This window comes from Alkalilacustris brevis (assembly GCF_003350345.1).
Classification (GTDB): domain Bacteria; phylum Pseudomonadota; class Alphaproteobacteria; order Rhodobacterales; family Rhodobacteraceae; genus Alkalilacustris; species Alkalilacustris brevis.
Window position 1 is genome coordinate 33,071 of record NZ_QNVJ01000015.1, and the last position, 16,894, is coordinate 49,964.

The window sequence follows — 16,894 nt, forward strand, 5'->3', positions numbered from 1 at the left end:
GCCTCAAACGTCCGCACCGCCTCTTTCGGCGTCCAGCGCCACGGCGCGCAACTGCGCCCGATGGTTCCGGGCCATGGCACTGTCTCGACCGGCGCGCGCGGCCTCGACCAGGGCGCGAAACAGCGCACGCTGGCGGCGGGCATAGAACAGATGCTCGGGGTGCCACTGCACGCCCAGCGCGAAAGGGTCGCTTGCGCGCTCGATGGCCTGCACCATGCCGCCACTGTCGCGTGCGGCCACGCGCAGCCCTGCGCCCAGTCGGTCCACCGCCTGGGTGTGCAGCGCATTCACGCGCATTTGCGCCCCGCCCGCCACCCGCGCAAGCAGGCTGCCGCTTTCGACCGCCACGCGCTTACGAGGCAAGACAGTCCAGCGCCTGTCGCTGGCGGTATATTCGGCATAGGCATCCTGATGCAGCGTCCCGCCCAGCGCCACGTTGAGCATCTGCGAGCCACGGCAGATACCCAGCACCGGCTTGCCCGCTTGCAGGGCCTCATGCACCAGGGCGCGTTCGAACGCGTCGCGCGCATGGTCCAGCCGCGCCGAGATCACCAGCCGCCCGCCGTAAAGATCGGGCGAGATGTCATCGCCGCCGCCGATAATAACCCCATCGACTGCGGCCATGTCAGCCGGGCGGCCCGCGCCCCAGCGCCGCGCCCTGCCCCCGGCCAGCCAGACAGACAACACCATCAGCGGAAAGATCCGCCAGCCCGAGCGGCGCGAGGTGGTCACTCCGATCAGCGGCCTTGAGGCGTTTCGGCCATTTGTTGAATCGCCAAAACGCTTCAACCTTCTGTTTTGCCGCAATTTCGAACCGAATAAGTCTATCAACTTTTTCTGAAATTGCTTTATGGCTGCCATATGCGTGCCTCCCGAAGCATCGCCTCGACCTGCACCGCCCAGTCGCTACGCAGCCGCACAAGGCTGGCCCGATGCGCCTGCCAGGCGTCGGCCAGCTTTGCCAGCAGCACAGGCCTCGCCGCCACGCGCTCGACGATGCACCAGCGATTCCACTCATAGGCCAGCGACCAGCCGGGCTCATTGATGCGGGCCTCGGGCAAGCGGTAATGCCAGGTGGGCCGCCCGCCCTTCGCCCCGGCGCCCAGGGCCGCGCGCACCATATCGGGGCGCAGGTGCTCCAGCAGCGGCAAGGCATCAAGCCCCCGGTTGCGGCTGGGCGTATGCTCCAGATAGGCACCCGCCAGTTCGTTTATCGACCATTCCTGCGCCTCGGACGCCAGCAGATCGACAAACCCGCGCGGGTACGGATCGACAAAAGGCAGCACTGAACGCGCCGGGTCGATCGGATCGGCGCTGCGCAGCCAGTCTTCCAGCAGCGCATAGGCCCGGATCACCGGCAGGATGGTGGCGGCTTCCTCGTCCGGCAACTCGGGATTGAGATGCACACCGAAGCCGTAGGCCAGCGCCTCGCGCGTGCCCTCGGCCCCAGCGGCGCGCAACGCCCGCACCAGGCGCTCGGACTCGGGCAGGTCGGACAGGGCCAGCGGCGGCAGAACAACCTCCACCGGCACAACCGCGCGCGACAACTCCAGCGCGGCATCCGCCAGCGGTGTGCCGCCGTGCCGCGCAAGCGCGGTATCAAGCAATACCTCGACCTCACCAATGGATGTGCCGCGCAACTCCATGCGCTGCGGGCCGTCGGCGCGGGCCTCACCACCCCAGAGCCGTTGCACGACGCCGGCCGCCTCGGGCACGGAAAGGCCGGCAAACTCGATCTCGATGCCGGTGCGGCGGGGGCGTCCGTCAGCACGGCGGGGGCGCGGCGGCGGCCAGAACTCCGACCGGGACAAACGCTCGGTGACGGTTTTTCCGGTATTTTCGGTCATTTAGGCCTTTGCCCAGCTTGGCGCGCGTCGCTGCCGCGCACGGGTTATAGCACGCCGGGCACCACCTGGTCGGGGGGACGGTGGCCATCGGCGAAGGTCTTGATGTTGATGATGACCTTCTCGCCCATCTCAACGCGCCCCTCCCGCGTGGCTGATCCCATATGCGGCAGCAACACCACATTGGAAAGCTGGCGCAGGCGCGGGTTGATCTCGTGGCCGCGCTCGAACACATCGAGGCCGGCACCCGCCAGCTCGCCTGCGCGCAACATCCGGGTGAGCGCATTCTCGTCGACCACCTCCCCGCGCGAGGTGTTCACGATCACCGCGGTGGGCTTCATCAGCTTGAGCCGGCGCGCGTTCATCAGGTGAAAGGTCGCGGGCGTGTGCGGGCAGTTGATCGAAACCACATCCATCCGTGCCACCATCTGGTCGAGGCTTTCCCAGTATGTGGCCTCATGCTCCTGCTCGATCTCCGGACGCAGGCGCTTGCGATTGTGATAATGGATCTGCATGCCGAATACCCGTGCGCGCCGGGCCACCGCCTGCCCGATGCGGCCCATGCCCAGAATCCCGAGCCGCTTGCCCGCGATCCGCACGCCCAGATGCGCCATCGGGGCCCAGCCGTTCCAGGCGCCCGCCTGCATTTCCGCCAGCCCCTCGGGGATGCGCCGTGTCACCGCCAGCATCAGCGCCAGAGTCATGTCGGCGGTGTCCTCGGTGACCACGCCCGGGGTGTTCGAGACCAGAATGCCGCGCTGCCGTGCAGTCGAGACATCGATATGATCAACCCCGGCACCGTAATTGGCGATCAGCTTAAGCCGGTCGCCCGCCTGCGCCATCAGCCCGGCGTCGATCTGATCGGTCACACAGGGCACCAGCACATCGGCGCGCTGCATCGCGGCGGCCAGTTCATCGCGGGTCATTTTGGTATCGGGGTCTCGCAGCTCGACATCGAAGAGTTCCTTCATTCGTGTCTCGACCGAAGCGGGCAACCGTCGCGTGACAACCACACTCAGGCGTTTTGCTGGCATCTGACCCCTCCTTGGCGCTTTCCAAAAGACCCCACTCTTGTCAAAGTGACCGATAGCGGGGCGGCATACAAGCTCCGGCATGGCAGGCATTTCCGGCGCGCGTATTCGCCAGACTGGATCGGGCAAAAAATGTTCACATTTCTTCGGCTTGCGGCGCTGGCCGCGGTGATTTTGGTTTCTCCCGTCCACACGCCCACGGTTGCCGCGGCACAGGAGCGCGGGGCAGTCACCAACCTGCCATTGCCGCGCTATGTCTCGCTCAAGGCAAACGAAGGCAACGCACGGCGCGGCCCCGGCCTGACGCATCGGGTGGATTGGGTTTTCAAACGGCGCGACATGCCGCTCATGGTCACGGCCGAGTTCGAGCATTGGCGCCGCGTTCAGGATGCCGATGGGGCGGGGGGCTGGATGCACTTTGCGCTGCTGTCGGGCACCCGCACCGCCCTGGTGGAAGCCGACATGACCCCCCTGCACCTGCAGGCGGACACGCGTGCGCCGGTCATTGCCTATCTGGAGGCCGGTGTCGTGGCCCGCATCCTGCAATGCAACGAAACCTGGTGCCGCCTCAATGTGGAGCGTCAGCGCGGCTGGGCACCGAAATCGGCGCTCTGGGGTGTCGATCCGGACGAGATCATCGACTGAAACGCAGCTTCAAGCCATGCGCCAGCGATCCAGAATATAGCGCGCGGTCATCAGGTCGAGATGCGCGCCGCCGCCATTCTTGGCGATGGTGATCTCATCGGCGCTGTTGCGGCGGAATGTGCCTTGCGGCAGGTCATAGAAATCGGCCAGCACATCGCCCTGCGAAATCACGCCCTCGGCCAGCGGGATGCGCAGCTCTCCGATATGATCGAGCGTGGTCTCGCGCGAATCGACGAAAAGCCGTGCGCGGCGCAGGCATTCATCGTCAGCCTCGCGCATGTCGGGGCGAAAAGCGCCGATCAGATCAACATGCTGGCCCGGTTGCAGCCATGCGCCGCGCAGGATCGGCGCGCGCGCCATGGTAGCGGTGCAGATGATATCCGCCCCGCGCACAGCGGATTCGAGATCGTCGGTGGCGCTCACACCGTCAAGCTCGGCCGCCATCTGCGCGGCCGAGGCCAAGGTGCGGCTCCAGACGGTGAATTGCGCGCCCTCGAACACCGCGCGATAGGCCGAGACCATTGCCCGCGCGACCGTACCCGCGCCCAACAGCGTGATGTTGCGACTGTCGGGCCGCGCCAGATGCCGCGCCGCCAGCAGGCTGTCGCCCGCAGTTTTCCACCTTGTGACAAGGTGGAAATCCACAAGCGCATCAAGCGTGCCGTCCCGGTCGGAATAGAGGCACACCCCACCATTGACCGTGGGCTGCCCCGCATCGGCATTGCCGGGAAAGATCGTCGCCATCTTCACCGCCAGCCCCAGCCCGTCGATCCAGGCCGCGCGTGACAAGAGCGTGTCCTGCCCGCGATAGAGGAAACTGTCGGTGATCTCGGCGCGCGGCAGGCGGTGGCCGGCCTCGAAGGCGTCCAGCAGCGCCAGCCAGTCAAGGCGGGCCTCGGCCTCCGGGCCGATGACTTCAATACTCACGGTGTCCTCCCTTCCGTCATGGCGCGCCGCGCCGCGCGTTCCATTGCGTCGAGAAACCTCGCACGATCGGCGCGTGAGAAGGGCCGCCCCCCGCCCTGACGGAACGGGTCTGCTGCACGCAAATCCGCCATCAGGTCGCGCGTGGCCAGGACATTGCCGATATTGGCCTGCGTCAAGGCCTCGCCATCGGGTTTGAGCACCTGCGCCCCGCCTTCAACGCATTTCGCCGCCAGCGGAATGTCGGCCGTGACGACGATATCGCCCACGCCGGCGCGATCGGCGATCCATTTATCGGCCTCATCCGGCCCCTGCGCGACAAAGACGGTCTCGACCAGCGGGTTGGCCGAGGGCCGCAGCCCCCCGTTCGACACCAGAAACAACCGCAGCCCATGGCGGGTGGCAACGCGCTCGGCCTCGGATTTGACCGGGCAGGCATCGGCATCGACGTAGATCGCGCTCACAGCCCCAGCGCTCCGGCATGAAAGGCGACGTGATCGGCCATGAAACTGGAGACAAAGAAATAGCTGTGGTCATAGCCTTTCTGGATACGCACCTGCCCCGGCTGGCGCCGCACCGCCATCGCGTGTGCCAGCGCCTCGGGCATCAGCTTGTCGAGGAACTGATCCGCGCCCCCCTGATCCACCAATACCGGCCCATCGAAACCGCGCGCCTGCATGAGCAGCGTGGCATCATGCGCGGCCCAGGCGGTCTCGTCCTCGCCCAGATAGGCCGTGAACTGCGGGCGCCCCCAATCGCTTGCCGTGGGATGGGCAATGGGCGCGAAGGCCGAGACGCTTGCAAAGCGGCCCGGCAGCGACATCGCCAACGTCAGCGCCCCGTGCGCGCCCATCGAATGGCCAGTGATCGCCTGACGCGTCTCGTCCAGCGCGAAATTGGCCAACAGCACGCGCGGCAGTTCGTCACTGATATAGTCCCACATACGAAAATGTGGCGCCCAGGGGGCTTGCGTGGCGTTGACATAAAACCCCGCACCCTGGCCCAGATCGAAGGCCGCGTCATCGGCCACGCCGTCGCCGCGCGGCGAGGTGTCGGGAAACACCACCGCCAGCCCCAACTCGGCCGCCGCACGCTGTGCGCCCGCCTTGACCATCGCGTTCTCATGCGTGCAGGTCAGCCCCGAGAGATACCACAGCAGCGGAACCGGCCCCCGCTCGGCCGCAGGCGGCAGGTAAAGGCCGAAAGTCATCTCGCAGCCCGTCGCCTTGGATGGGTGCGCATACACCCCTTGCACTCCACCAAAGCAGCGGTTTTCCGAAACTGTCTGCATTGCGGCCTCCTGAAGCCTGTTCAAAGTGTTCCAATCAAGGCGATCACCACGGGCACGGTCGCGATGCTCGCCGCCGTGGAAAGCAGGATCGCGGCCGATACCCGCTGTGGCGCCACCCCGTAATGCTGGGCCAGCATGTAGACATTGCCCGCCACCGGCAAGGCGGCGGCGGCGATCATCACCCCTGCGGCGAATGGCTCGACAGAAAAGATCACCAGCGCCGCAAAGGCCACCGCCGCCGGATGCAGCACCAGCTTGGCGAAGGACAGCCAGCCGGCGACCGTCATCCGCTCGGCCGACTTGGTGGCGAGCTGCGCGCCAATGGCAAAGAGCGCGCCCGGCGTCGCCGCCGCGCCGAGGATCGCGAGGAACTCGTTGAGCGGCCCCGGCACCGGGGCCTCCATGGCCGACCAGCCGAGGCCAAGCCCCATCGCCACGATCATCGGGTTACGCAGCAGCCCGCCCAGCAGGATGCGCGGCAACTCGGCCGAGAGCCGGCCTTCGCGCGCAAGCGTGACGATCAGCGTGATCAGGCTGGAGAACACGATCAGATCGAGCGCCAGCACCATCAGCACCGGCCCCGCCGCGGCCTCGCCCAGCAGCACGACGAGCATCGGCACACCCAGAAATCCGGTATTGCCGATCACCGCGCATTGCGCCTCCATCGCGGCCTCGGTCACCGGGCGGCGGCGAAGCCGGGCGATCAGCGTGGCCAGGGCATAAACCGCGATGCTCCCGGTAAGATAGGCCGCGACGAAGCGGGAATCGAACACCTCGGCCAGCGAGAGGTTTGCAGCGAAGCGAAACAGCAGCGCCGAGAGTGCGAAATAGAAAACGAACTTGGTCAGATAGGCTGTCGCCTCGGCACTGAAGAAGCCGCTGCGCCCGGCCCAGTACCCTAGCCCGATAAGCCCGAAGAACGGCAGCGTCTGCAGAAACACCTCGATCATGACGCCAAGCCGTTAGCACACCCCCCAGACCCGCACCAGCCACGGCGGATACGCGCGACAGGCAGGCGATACGCGCCGGGACTGAACCGTTCGGTCCATTCTGGCCGTGGCGGGTGGCCCAAGTCAAAGCAGGAGACCACGATGCCCCGCGGGCCACGAAGGCGCGCGCGTCGATGAGATGGCCCGCGTCACCGGGGCGCCGAAGGCCGCGCCCTGCAGCTATTTCCCTGACAAGCGGCTTCTGTTTCTGGAGGCCGCGCGCGTCACTCTGCCATCATTTCGCCGGAGCCGCCCATTTCGGCGGGCACGTCGCGGTATTTCGGCAGTCCGTCACGGATGGGCAGGACCGAATGCGCGTAATGCACATGCACTTCGGGCCTGAACGGGACCGTGGGCAGGATGGCCGCATAAACATCGGTGAAATCGCCGCCGGGATGGTCGGTCATGACATGACCACCGCACTCGGTGCAGTACATGCGGTGGCTGGCTTCGGTCTTGCGGTAGATGGCGAGCCGGTCGGCGCCCTTTGTCACGCGCACCGCGTCGCGCGGCCAGAGCGTAAAGGCATTGACCGGCCCCGCGCTCCAGTGGCGGCAATCGTCACAATGGCAATATCCCATGGCGAATGGTCCACCTTCGGCCTGCAACTCTACGGAATGGCAAAAGCAGGTGCCCGAATGGACGGCTGATGTTGATTCCGGCATTGCAACCCTCCTCCCCTAGCTTCACTCCAAACGGAGGAACCATAGCAGAAATTCGGAGTTCAGGGAATCGCCCGGCAGACGTCAGCCCTTGGCGCGCACCACCGTCTGGTTGCCTTCGCCCTTGCGCATCTCGAACTTCCCGGTCTTGGCGACCAGATCGCTGAGCTTGGCGCTGCCATAGGTGCGGGCGTCGAAATCGGGGTTGGCGGCAATGATGAACTGGCCGATCTGGCCCAGCGAATACCAGTCCTCATCCTCGCCGATGGCGCGCATCGCCGCCTCGATCAGCGGCACCGCCTGCGATGGTGCCAGCTTCCGGGGGGATTTCTCGCGCGGGGCCCTGGGGTCGGGCTCTTCATCGGTGGCCATCAGGTTCTCGACGAAGATGAAGCGCTTGCAGGCCTTGCGGAAGGCCTCGGGCGTCTTTTGCTGGCCAATGCCGTAAACATCCAGCCCCTGTTCGCGGATGCGCGAGGCGAGGCGGGTGAAATCACTGTCCGACGAGATCAGCACGAAGCCATCGAACCGGCCCGAATGCAGCAGGTCCATCGCGTCGATCACCAGCGCGATGTCGGAGGCGTTCTTGCCCACCGTGTTGGCGGGCGAATGGTGCGGCACCAGCGCCAGACCCGCCAGGCGATCGTTCCAGCCCTTCATCGCGGGGCGCGAGAAATCGCCATAGATACGGCGCACGCTGGCCTCGCCCAGCGCGGCGATCTCCTCGAAGATGGCCTCGGCCCATTGTGGGCTCGAATTGTCGGCGTCGATCAGGACGGCAAGCAGCGGGATACCGGCACGGGCCATGAGAATCCTTTCAAAGATTGCGATACATCACCAGGGCATCGATATAGCCCTGCGTGGGGTGGCGGAAGGCGCCCGGCAGGCGACCAACCACAGCGAAGCCGTGGCTTTGCCAGATGGCGATGGCACGGGTGTTGGTCTCGACAACGAAATTGAACTGCATGGCGCGAAAGCCCATGGCGCGCGCGGTGTCCAGGGCATGGTTCAGCATCGCGCGTGCAATGCCCCGCCCGCGCGCCTGTGGCGCGGTGACGAAGCCGCAATTGCAGACATGGGCGCCGCCGCCCTGCTGATTGGGGCAGATGTAATAGCTGCCCAGCAGGGTCAGGGGGGCTGTCTGCCCCCCGGCGCCTTCGGCGCCGCCCCCCGAGGATATTTTTTCCAAGAAGAGAGGGCCTTCTGCGATGAAGGCACGGTGGTTTCCGCTGCACCAGTAGGCGAGCGCCGCATCACGGGGAATGGCCGGATCGATCGCATAGGTGTCGCCGGCGCTGAAGACTGGTTCGAGCATCTCCCACAGCGCGGGGTGATCGGCTGCGGTGACGGGGCGGATGCTCACGGATTCAATGGTTGAAATCTTGCCCCTCCATGGCCCTAGGCCAACGATAGCTGATGGCACAGCCCCCTTATACAACCAAGCCCTTGCAGGAAACCACCATGTGAAGGCAAATGATTGTGCCCAGCCTCATGGTGCATGGATAGTATCGGAATACACAATGACGAGCCGGCAAATGCGCGGCTGATTCGTCCCTTTGGAACCGCCGCAAACACCGCCGCCATTGCCCTGCAATGGCGGCGGTTGCGTTTGCGCGAGAAGGTTCGCGCCAGCATCGGTGGCCCTGCCCTTGCGGGGCGGCGGGTTTCATGCTCCGTTGCGAGCATGAGCGATCCGGATATCGAGGAGCTGCGCGCCCGCTATCTGCCCCGCCTGCAGGCCGAGGCCGAAGCACTGCGCCAGGCCTCGGGCGAGACGGCCGCCAACCGCCGGCCTGTCGAACTGGATCAGCAAAGCGTGGGGCGGCTGAGCCGGATGGATGCCATGCAGCAACAGGCCATGGCCGCCGCGCAGGAAGCGCGCCGAAGCGGCCGGCAGCGGGCGATCGCGGCAGCCCTGAAGCGGCTGGAGGAGGATGACTTCGGCTGGTGCGAGGATTGCGGCACGTTTATCGGCTTCAAACGCCTCGATCTGGACCCCACGCTGATGCGCTGCGTCTCCTGTGCAAGCTGAGCCCGCGCACGGAGCAAGCGGGCGGCAAACGGCGAGGCGGCACGCAATTAGCGGCGCGCGGGCGCGGGCAGGTGGCGAAACACCCCCCAGGCCGACCAGATCAGGATCAGCCCCAACCCGATCTTGAGCGCCTGCGACGGCACCGCCCCGAGCGCCAGCGCTCCGAGAATCGCGCCGCAGATGGAACCTGCGGCAAGCGGCAGGATGGTGCCACGCCACTGCGCTTTCTGACGCAGCACCGCGCCGGCCCCGAAATGGCGTGACAGCCCCACCGCGATGGTCGGTAGCCCCACCAGGATCGCCAAGGAGCCCGCCAGCTTCACATCCACGCCGAACAACAGGATGAAAGCGGGGATGATCAACTCGCCACCCGCCACGCCGAGGAGTGACGAAACAAGCCCGATCACCACGCCGCAGGCCGCCGCGGCAAGGAGGGTGGCGGCCAGCCCCTCACCCGCCAGCCGCTGTGGTTGGGTCGCGAACAGCCCTTCGGCAATCAGCACGAGGCCGAGCACGACCAGCAGGATCAGGATCAGCCGCCCCAAAGCCCGGTCGGGCACCCGGTGCAGCCAGCCCGCACCCAGCCATGCCGCCGACATCGAACCTGCCAGCATCGCCAGCACGGCCGGCATGTGGGGCAGGATTTCGGCCACGGGAACGGTGGCGGTGCGGAAAGGCAGGGCCGCGGTCAGCACCACGAAGCTTGCCACCAGGTTCACCACGATTGCCTCGCGCATGGAAAAGCGGAGCACCCCCACCAGCGCAGGCAGGCGGAATTCGGCACCGCCCAGACCGATCAGCCCGCCTGCCGTGCCAACGACCGCGCCGATGCCGAAGGAAAGGCCGGGGCGCGCCGGGCGGGTCATTCCGCCTGCCACTGGCCGGCGGGCGCCTGCGCCACATGATCGCGTGCCACCGACATGGTCTTGAGAATCGCGTGAACCGGATCGCCGGGGGCAAGGGCCATCTGTTCGACGGCACGGCGGGTGATCCGGGCAAGAATCTCGTGCCCGCCAACCGCCACATGCACGGTAACGGCCGGCCCCTTGCCAGGGACGATCCGCATCACGGTTCCGGCAAGAATGTTCTGCGCCGAAAGCCCTTCGGGGCGGGCACGCGACAGGATCACCTCATGCGCCATGATCCGCACGCGCACGCCCGCACCGGGGCGGCCCGCGACCGCCGGCAGATAGAGCGGCCCGGCCGCGGTCTCCAGCCTGGTCAACCCGTCGGCATCATGCCCGGCGATGGTGGCGGGCAGCATCACCGCCACCTCGCGGATACCCATGGCGCGCAGGGCCTGCGCGTCGGACATGACCTCGGCAGTGGTGCCTTCGCGCAGGATGCGGCCCTTTTCTATCACCGCCATCCGGTCGGCCAGAAGCTGCGCCTCGTTCACATCATGCGTGACCAGCACCACGGGCATGTTCAGATGCGCGCGCAGGGCGATGACCTCGCTGTAAAGCCGCTCGCGCGTGCCGCGATCAACGGCTGAGAAAGGTTCATCGAGCAGCAGCGCGCGCGGGCGGCGGGCCAGCGCACGGGCCAGTGCCACGCGCTGCTGCTGCCCACCCGAAAGCTGCGCGGGCCTGCGCGCCGCCAGCCCGTGCAGATTGACCAGATCGAGAATGCGCCCAGCCTCGGCCGGGTCGGGAGCATCCATCGCCGCCATGACATTCTGCGCCGCCGTCATGTGCGGAAACAGCGCGTAGCTCTGGAATACCACGCCCAGACGGCGGCGGTGCGGCGGCAGGTTGACCCCCGCGGCGGTGTCGAGCCAGGCCTGCCCGTCCACGCTTACCCTTGCGACTTCGGGTCGCCACAGCCCGGCGATCGTGCGCAGAAGCGTCGTCTTGCCCGAACCCGAATGCCCGACCAGCGCCAGCAACTCGCCGGACGCGACGCGGAATACCGCGTCAAGCGGGATGGGCGCAGCTGCCTGTGCCATGACCTCAAGCGCCATCAGGACAGCCTCCGCCCCAGGCGCGAGGACAGCCAGAAGGTCAGCGCGATGGTGAACAGCGAAATGCCGACCAGCACCAGGGACATGACCGCCGCCGAACGGTCATCGAAGGCCTGCACCCTGTCATAGATGGCAATGGCGATGGTCCTTGTTTCACCAGGGATCGAGCCGCCAACCATCAGCACGATGCCGAATTCGCCCAGCGTATGCGCGAAGGTCAGCACCATTGCCGTCACCACGCCAGGCCAGGCCAGCGGCAGCTCCACCTTCCACAGGCTGCGCCAGGGCGACAGGCCGCAGCAGGCGGCCGCCTCGCGCAGTTCTGTGGCGACGGCCTCGAACCCCCGCTGCGCAGGCTGGATCGCAAAGGGCAGGTTGAAGATGATCGAAGCCACCACCAGCCCCTGAAAGCTGAACACAAGCTGACTGCCGAAGACCTCCTGCCACCATTGCCCGATGGGCGAGCCGCGCCCGAAAGCCACCAGCAGATAAAAGCCGAAGACCGTGGGCGGCAGCACCAGCGGCAACATCACCAGCGCCTCGACCACGCCCTTGCCGCGAAACTGCCGATAAGCCAGATACCGCCCCGCCAGCACCGAAACCGGCAGCAGGATCACCACCGTCCATCCGGCAAGGCGCAGCGAGAGGAAAAGCGCGGTCCAGTCCATGGCTCAGCCGCCAGGGAGCGCGAAGCCGTATCGCTCCATGATCGCGCGGGCCTCGGGCTCCATCAAATAGGCGTAGAAGGCCTCGGCGACCTCGCCCGCGCCGTCCAGAAGCGCCATGCGCTGGCGCAGTGGTTCGTGCCAGTCCTCCGGGACCAGTTCATAGGTGCCGCGGGGCCCGACCTCCGGCGCGAGGGCCAACGAATAGGCGATGATGCCCCCTTCGGCGTTGCCCGACAGCGCGAACTGCGCCGCCTGACTGACATTCTCGCCCAGCACCAGAAAAGGCTGCAGATCGTCCCACAGGTCGCGGGATTGCAGCACCTCGCGCGCGCGCATCCCGTAGGGCGCATGTTCGGGGTTGGCGATGGCGAAGCGACTGATCCGGCCCGCCGCCAGCATCTCGGCCAGGTTGTTCAACTCGGCGTCGGGAACGAGGCTGGCGCCGTGCGGCGCCATAATCACCACCCGGCCCACGGCATAGAGGTCGCCTTCGTCGCGGGTGAAGCCATCAGCGTGCAGGTCGGCGATGAACTTCTCGTCAGCAGCCATGAATATCTCGAACGGGGCGCCTTCGCGAATCTGGCGGGCGAAATTTCCGGTCGAGCCGAGCGAAAGCCGCACCTGCATTCCGGTCTGCACGGTGAAGGCGGAGGCGATTTCGGCAATCGCGAACTGCAGGTCCGAAGCGGCCGCGACAACCGGCGCGCGATCCTGCGCCTTCAGCGGCGACACGGTCAGCGCGAACACAGCCAGAAACGAAAGGCACACACGGCGGAAAACGGAAAATGGCATCGGCACTCCGGCTCAGATATGTCTCGCAGAACATATCGCAGGAAGTTCGCCGCCGGAGCAAGCGTTATTTTCCTGGGGGAATATCCGAAAGGAGTCCACGCAGCGCCTCGAGCTGCGCATCGCCGGCCTTTGCGGCCTGCTCTTCGAAGGCGCGGTAAAGGCGCAATACCTCGCGCCCGGCCTCGGTCAGGGTGGCGCCGCCGCCGCGCGGGCCGCCGCGCGTGCTTTCCACCAGCGGCGCGCGAAACATGGCGTTCAGCGTTTCGATCAGCATCCAGGCGCGCTTGTAGCTCATCCCCATCTCGCGTCCGGCCGCAGCGATCGAGCCGGTCCGGTCGATCCACTCCAGCAACTCGGCCTTGCCGGGGCCGACCATGCCGTGACTGTCAAAGACGATGCGAACACGCAGGCGGGCGCGGGGAGGTTGCTGTGTCATGCCGGTGTTTTCTCCTGCCCGGCGAAGTTACGCAAGAGAATTGGCAAACCGGCCGCGCAGCTGCCCTGACCTGCGGGAATCGCCGCAGAAAGGCGAAGTCGCCCCGATCGGGCTGCAATACACCGGCAGTCCTGCTGGACAGCCGCGCCGATTGGTGCGACCTAGATGCCGTCTGATGGCGCAGATGCGCATCACCCCCGGAAGTAACATCGTGAACCGGAAGAAACCTATGGATTGCCTGTCACCCTTGAACGGTTATCACCTCTGCGCGCCCGCAATCGGCTCCCGAGATTCATGTCACAGCCTGCCTTCTGCGCCGTTCGCGGCAGCGATGCCCTGCGCGGGTCTTGCGGAACAGTCCGCCTGCGGGGGGACCGCGCAATGAGCCAGCTTCCCGCCCGCATCTCGACCGCCGATCATCGCCCTGCCCGCGCGGTGCGGCGCATGGAGCGTATGCTGTCGCTGAGCGATTTCGAACGCGCCGCCGCGCGGCATCTGCCGCTGGCGATATATGGCTATCTGGCCAGCGTGGCGGAAACCGGCGCCTCGTTCGACGCGAATTTCAACGCCTACCAGTCGTGGCATTTCGTGCCCCGTTCGCTGGTGGGGGTGCGCGAGCGCAACATCGCGACCAGCATCATGGGTCAGCAATGGAAGGCGCCCTTCGGTATCGCGCCGATGGGGCTTGCGGCGCTGATGGGCTATCAGGGCGACGCGGTGCTGGCCGCTGCGGCGCGCGATGCGGGCATTCCCTTCGTGCTCAGCGGCTCGTCGCTCACCCCGCTTGAAGCGATCCGCGAGGTCAACCCGGACGCCTGGTTCCAGGCCTATGTGCCCGGCGAGCATGAGCGGATCGACGCGCTGCTCGACCGGGTAGCGGCGGCAGGCTTCGGCACGCTTGTCGTCACCATCGACGTGGTGATCGCCGGCAACCGCGAAAACAACACCCGCAACGGGTTCACCCGGCCGTTGCGGCCCACGCTGCGGCTGTTGTGGCAGGGGATGACGCATCCGCGCTGGTCGCTGGGCACGTTCATGCGCACGCTGGCGCAAGACGGGATGCCACATTTCGAGAACTCGATGGCCACGCGCGGCGCGCCGATCCTGTCGCGCCATGCCGAACGCGATTTCGGCAAACGCGACCACCTGAACTGGGATCACATCCGCCATATCCGCGACCGCTGGAAGGGCAAGCTGGTGATCAAGGGGCTGCTCGCGCCCGAAGATGCCGTGACCGCGCAAGAGATCGGCGCCGAGGCCATCGTGGTTTCCAACCATGGCGGGCGCCAGCTTGACGGGGCGCTGGCGCCACTGCACGCCCTGCCCGCGATCCGCGCGGCCTGCCCGGGGCTTTGCATCGGCATCGATGGCGGGGTCAGGCGCGGCTCGGACGTGCTCAAGGCGCTGGCACTGGGGGCCGATTTCGCGCTGGTGGGACGCCCGCTGCTGGCGGCGGCCGCAGTGGGTGCGCGTGCCGGTGTCGACCGCGCCATCGCGATCCTGAATGACGAAACCCGCCGAAACCTCGGGCTGCTGGGGCTGAACGGGATTCAAGAGCTTTCATCCAGATACCTGGTGCCGGCCGGCACGCCGCTGCCCGCGGCCGCTGCCACTCCGGCGCCAGAGACCAAAGCCGCGCGCACGACCGGCGCAACGCGGCTGCAATAGCGTGCGAGGTCCTGATAGGGACCTCCATGATTCTTGAGGAGAACAGGCATGAATATCGCTTTCATCGGTTTCGGCGAGGCCGCCCGCGCCTTCACAGACAGCCTGCTTGCAGGCAGCAGCCATAGGATCGCAGCCTTCGATATCCGTCAGGATGACGCAATGGCCGAAGCCATGGCGAACCGGGGCGTGCGCCAGGGCTCCGATCCAGCCGATGCGATCCGCGAGGCCGACTGGATCTTTTCCGCCGTCACCGCCGACCAGAGCCTGGTTGCGGCAAAATCCGTCGTCCCGCATCTGGTGCAGGGGCAGGTGTTTTTCGACATCAACTCGGTCTCGCCGGGGCGCAAGCGCGAAACCGCCGCGCTGATCGATGATCGGGGCGGGCGTTATATCGACATGGCCGTGATGGCACCGGTGCACCCCAAGGGGCACGCAACACCGGTGCTGCTGGCTGGCGGTGCCGCCGAGGCGCTGGCCGACGACCTGGCCGGGCTGGGCTTCAGGCTGGAGGTCGCAGGGGATGCACCGGGCGATGCCACGGCGATCAAGATGGTGCGCTCGGTCTTCGTGAAGGGGCTCGAGGCGATCACCGTCGAAGCCATGCTCGCCGCACAGGCCTCGGGGGCATTCGAGAAGGTGCTTGCCTCGCTCAGCAAAAGCTATCCGGGCCTCGGCTGGCCGGAGAATGTGAGCTACAATTTCGAACGCACCCTGCGCCACGGCAAGCGCCGCGCCGCCGAGATGCGCGAAAGCGCGGCGACGTTGAACGCGCTGGGCCTGAATGGCGACCTGCCCGCCGCCACTGCCCGCACCCAGGATGCCATGGGCGCCCTGCCGCTTGACGAACTGCCCGAGGGCGATCTGGCAGAGGCGGTCGGCAAGGTGCTGGCCGAACGGCTCAAGGCGGGCTGAGACGCCCCACCATATCCGCCGCCAGTATCATTGCCGGTGCAGCCCGAGAGTGCTGCGCCGGCTCGGCCATGCGCAGGCGTGGAAACAGACAGGACGCGGCGCGACACCGGGGCTCGCTTTTTCCGGCAAGTGAGGCCGAAACCCGGCACCCGGGTCAGAGGCGCGATGCAGAAAGGCTTTGCACTGAAACCTTTCGCCTGCTTTATCTGGTGGATATGCCCCACCGGCTACCGTGACTATTGAGCACGCGCCGGGGCATATCCGAGGGGAAGAACCGGCAAAAAGGATTTGATGATGCGACGATTGACAGCCATGGCCATGACCACTGCATTGTTGGGCGCACCGCTCGCGGCACAGGAGCGTGCCGGCGATCATGTCGCCATCATGGTGTTCGACGCTTCCGGATCCATGTGGAACCGACTGGAAGGCGACCTGACCCGGATCGAGATTGCCCGTGACGTCATGGAGGAGTATTTCGAGACACGTGACGCCTCGGTCCCGCTGGGTGTGGTTGCCTATGGTCACACACGCCGCGGCGATTGTTCCGACATCGAGGCCATAGCGCCGCTCAGCGTCCATGACGGGGCGGAACTGACGGCAAGACTACGCGCGCTCAACCCCCAGGGCATGACGCCGCTGACCGATTCGATGGCCATGGCGCGCGACATGATCCCGCCCACCGCCGAATCTGCCGACCTGATCCTTTTCACCGACGGGCTGGAAAACTGCGGCGGCGACCCTTGTGCGCTGGCCGCCGAACTGGCCGCGCAAGGCATCGGCATCCGCGCCCATGTGGTGGGTTTCGGCATGACCGAAGACGAGGTTAACACCCTCTCCTGCCTGCCCGAGCAAACCGGGGGCATGTTGTTCCATACCAACTCGGGCGCCGAATTGTCCGAGGCGATGACCGCCGTTTCTGCCCCGGCACCCCAGCCGATCGTCGAAGAAACGCCGCCCCCCGAGCCGGAACTGCCCGAGGTCTCCATCTCCGGCCCCGACAGTGCGCGCGCCGGTGAAAGCTTCCGCGTGCAGTGGTC

At 66.5% G+C, this 16,894-nt stretch carries 20 protein-coding genes and 1 pseudogene; 6 read left to right on the forward strand and 15 right to left on the reverse strand.

The genetic code is table 11. The features are described from left to right. Window positions 1–3: 3 nt before the first annotated feature. From DQ229_RS02245 to DQ229_RS02255, 3 genes are all read right to left on the reverse strand, one after another. Window positions 4–690: a gamma-glutamyl-gamma-aminobutyrate hydrolase family protein gene (locus DQ229_RS02245; RefSeq protein WP_238380928.1), complete on the reverse strand. Its 687-nt coding sequence runs from the start codon at window positions 688–690 to the stop codon at window positions 4–6. A 158-nt stretch (window positions 691–848) separates the two neighbouring features. Continuing rightward, window positions 849–1,847, reverse strand: a complete 999-nt coding sequence (locus DQ229_RS02250) for an amidoligase family protein (RefSeq protein WP_114964651.1) — start codon at window positions 1,845–1,847, stop codon at window positions 849–851. Between the two features lie 44 nt (window positions 1,848–1,891). Continuing rightward, on the reverse strand, window positions 1,892–2,878 hold the full coding sequence (locus DQ229_RS02255; protein WP_114964652.1) for a 2-hydroxyacid dehydrogenase: 987 nt from the start codon (window positions 2,876–2,878) through the stop codon (window positions 1,892–1,894). Between the two features lie 129 nt (window positions 2,879–3,007). Between DQ229_RS02255 and DQ229_RS02260 the strand changes: the two genes are divergently transcribed. Further along, entirely contained in the window at window positions 3,008–3,520 is a 513-nt protein-coding gene (locus tag DQ229_RS02260) for an SH3 domain-containing protein (RefSeq protein WP_114964672.1), read from the forward strand. A 9-nt stretch (window positions 3,521–3,529) separates the two neighbouring features. Here DQ229_RS02260 and DQ229_RS02265 read toward each other — a convergent pair whose 3' ends face one another. From DQ229_RS02265 to DQ229_RS02280, 4 genes are read right to left on the reverse strand one after another with little or no spacing between them, the layout of a single operon-like run. Beyond that, window positions 3,530–4,447 carry an ornithine cyclodeaminase family protein gene (locus DQ229_RS02265; protein ID WP_114964653.1) on the reverse strand — a complete coding sequence of 306 codons (918 nt, stop codon included), beginning with the start codon at window positions 4,445–4,447 and terminating at the stop codon, window positions 3,530–3,532. Then, entirely contained in the window at window positions 4,444–4,908 is a 465-nt protein-coding gene (locus DQ229_RS02270; protein ID WP_114964654.1) for a YaiI/YqxD family protein, read from the reverse strand. Before DQ229_RS02270 ends, DQ229_RS02265 begins: the two co-directional genes overlap by 4 nt. Then, on the reverse strand, window positions 4,905–5,735 hold the full coding sequence (gene fghA, locus DQ229_RS02275; protein WP_114964655.1) for an S-formylglutathione hydrolase: 831 nt from the start codon (window positions 5,733–5,735) through the stop codon (window positions 4,905–4,907). Before fghA ends, DQ229_RS02270 begins: the two co-directional genes overlap by 4 nt. Before the next feature lie 20 nt (window positions 5,736–5,755). Next, window positions 5,756–6,685, reverse strand: coding sequence for an AEC family transporter (locus DQ229_RS02280; protein WP_114964656.1), 930 nt, complete (start codon window positions 6,683–6,685; stop codon window positions 5,756–5,758). A gap of 151 nt (window positions 6,686–6,836) precedes the next feature. Here DQ229_RS02280 and DQ229_RS16700 point away from each other — a divergent pair. After that, a pseudogene (locus DQ229_RS16700) lies at window positions 6,837–6,947 on the forward strand (TetR/AcrR family transcriptional regulator); the annotation flags it as partial. Between the two features lies 1 nt (window position 6,948). On the opposite strand, the gene DQ229_RS02285 reads toward DQ229_RS16700, so the two are convergent. The 3 genes from DQ229_RS02285 to DQ229_RS02295 form a co-directional block, all read right to left on the reverse strand. After that, entirely contained in the window at window positions 6,949–7,389 is a 441-nt protein-coding gene (locus tag DQ229_RS02285) for a GFA family protein (protein WP_114964657.1), read from the reverse strand. An 81-nt stretch (window positions 7,390–7,470) separates the two neighbouring features. Continuing rightward, window positions 7,471–8,193 carry an NYN domain-containing protein gene (locus tag DQ229_RS02290; RefSeq protein WP_114964658.1) on the reverse strand — a complete coding sequence of 241 codons (723 nt, stop codon included), beginning with the start codon at window positions 8,191–8,193 and terminating at the stop codon, window positions 7,471–7,473. A gap of 10 nt (window positions 8,194–8,203) precedes the next feature. Next, window positions 8,204–8,701: a GNAT family N-acetyltransferase gene (locus tag DQ229_RS02295; RefSeq protein WP_114964673.1), complete on the reverse strand. Its 498-nt coding sequence runs from the start codon at window positions 8,699–8,701 to the stop codon at window positions 8,204–8,206. Between the two features lie 369 nt (window positions 8,702–9,070). Between DQ229_RS02295 and DQ229_RS02300 the strand changes: the two genes are divergently transcribed. Next, window positions 9,071–9,418, forward strand: a complete 348-nt coding sequence (locus DQ229_RS02300; RefSeq protein WP_114964659.1) for a TraR/DksA family transcriptional regulator — start codon at window positions 9,071–9,073, stop codon at window positions 9,416–9,418. A gap of 47 nt (window positions 9,419–9,465) precedes the next feature. On the opposite strand, the gene DQ229_RS02305 is transcribed toward DQ229_RS02300, so the two are convergent. The 5 genes from DQ229_RS02305 to DQ229_RS02325 form a co-directional block, all read right to left on the reverse strand. Further along, window positions 9,466–10,284: a sulfite exporter TauE/SafE family protein gene (locus DQ229_RS02305; protein WP_114964660.1), complete on the reverse strand. Its 819-nt coding sequence runs from the start codon at window positions 10,282–10,284 to the stop codon at window positions 9,466–9,468. Then, on the reverse strand, window positions 10,281–11,381 hold the full coding sequence (gene modC, locus DQ229_RS02310) for a molybdenum ABC transporter ATP-binding protein (RefSeq protein WP_114964661.1): 1,101 nt from the start codon (window positions 11,379–11,381) through the stop codon (window positions 10,281–10,283). The genes DQ229_RS02305 and modC overlap by 4 nt, the downstream gene beginning before the upstream one ends. Then, window positions 11,381–12,049: a molybdate ABC transporter permease subunit gene (gene modB / locus DQ229_RS02315; RefSeq protein WP_114964662.1), complete on the reverse strand. Its 669-nt coding sequence runs from the start codon at window positions 12,047–12,049 to the stop codon at window positions 11,381–11,383. The genes modC and modB overlap by 1 nt, the downstream gene beginning before the upstream one ends. Window positions 12,050–12,052: 3 nt before the next feature. Next, complete coding sequence (modA, locus tag DQ229_RS02320) at window positions 12,053–12,841, reverse strand: molybdate ABC transporter substrate-binding protein (protein WP_114964663.1); 789 nt, start codon at window positions 12,839–12,841, stop codon at window positions 12,053–12,055. A gap of 64 nt (window positions 12,842–12,905) precedes the next feature. After that, on the reverse strand, window positions 12,906–13,277 hold the full coding sequence (locus DQ229_RS02325) for a winged helix-turn-helix domain-containing protein (RefSeq protein ID WP_114964664.1): 372 nt from the start codon (window positions 13,275–13,277) through the stop codon (window positions 12,906–12,908). Window positions 13,278–13,658: 381 nt separating this feature from the next. Between DQ229_RS02325 and DQ229_RS02330 the strand changes: the two genes are divergently transcribed. From DQ229_RS02330 to DQ229_RS02340, 3 genes are all read left to right on the forward strand, one after another. Beyond that, window positions 13,659–14,945, forward strand: coding sequence for an alpha-hydroxy acid oxidase (locus DQ229_RS02330; protein ID WP_114964665.1), 1,287 nt, complete (start codon window positions 13,659–13,661; stop codon window positions 14,943–14,945). A gap of 48 nt (window positions 14,946–14,993) precedes the next feature. Further along, entirely contained in the window at window positions 14,994–15,857 is an 864-nt protein-coding gene (locus DQ229_RS02335) for an NAD(P)-dependent oxidoreductase (RefSeq protein ID WP_114964666.1), read from the forward strand. Window positions 15,858–16,151: 294 nt separating this feature from the next. Next, window positions 16,152–16,894 (forward strand): vWA domain-containing protein (locus DQ229_RS02340; RefSeq protein WP_202909492.1); only part of this gene is annotated, 743 nt, incomplete at its 3' end.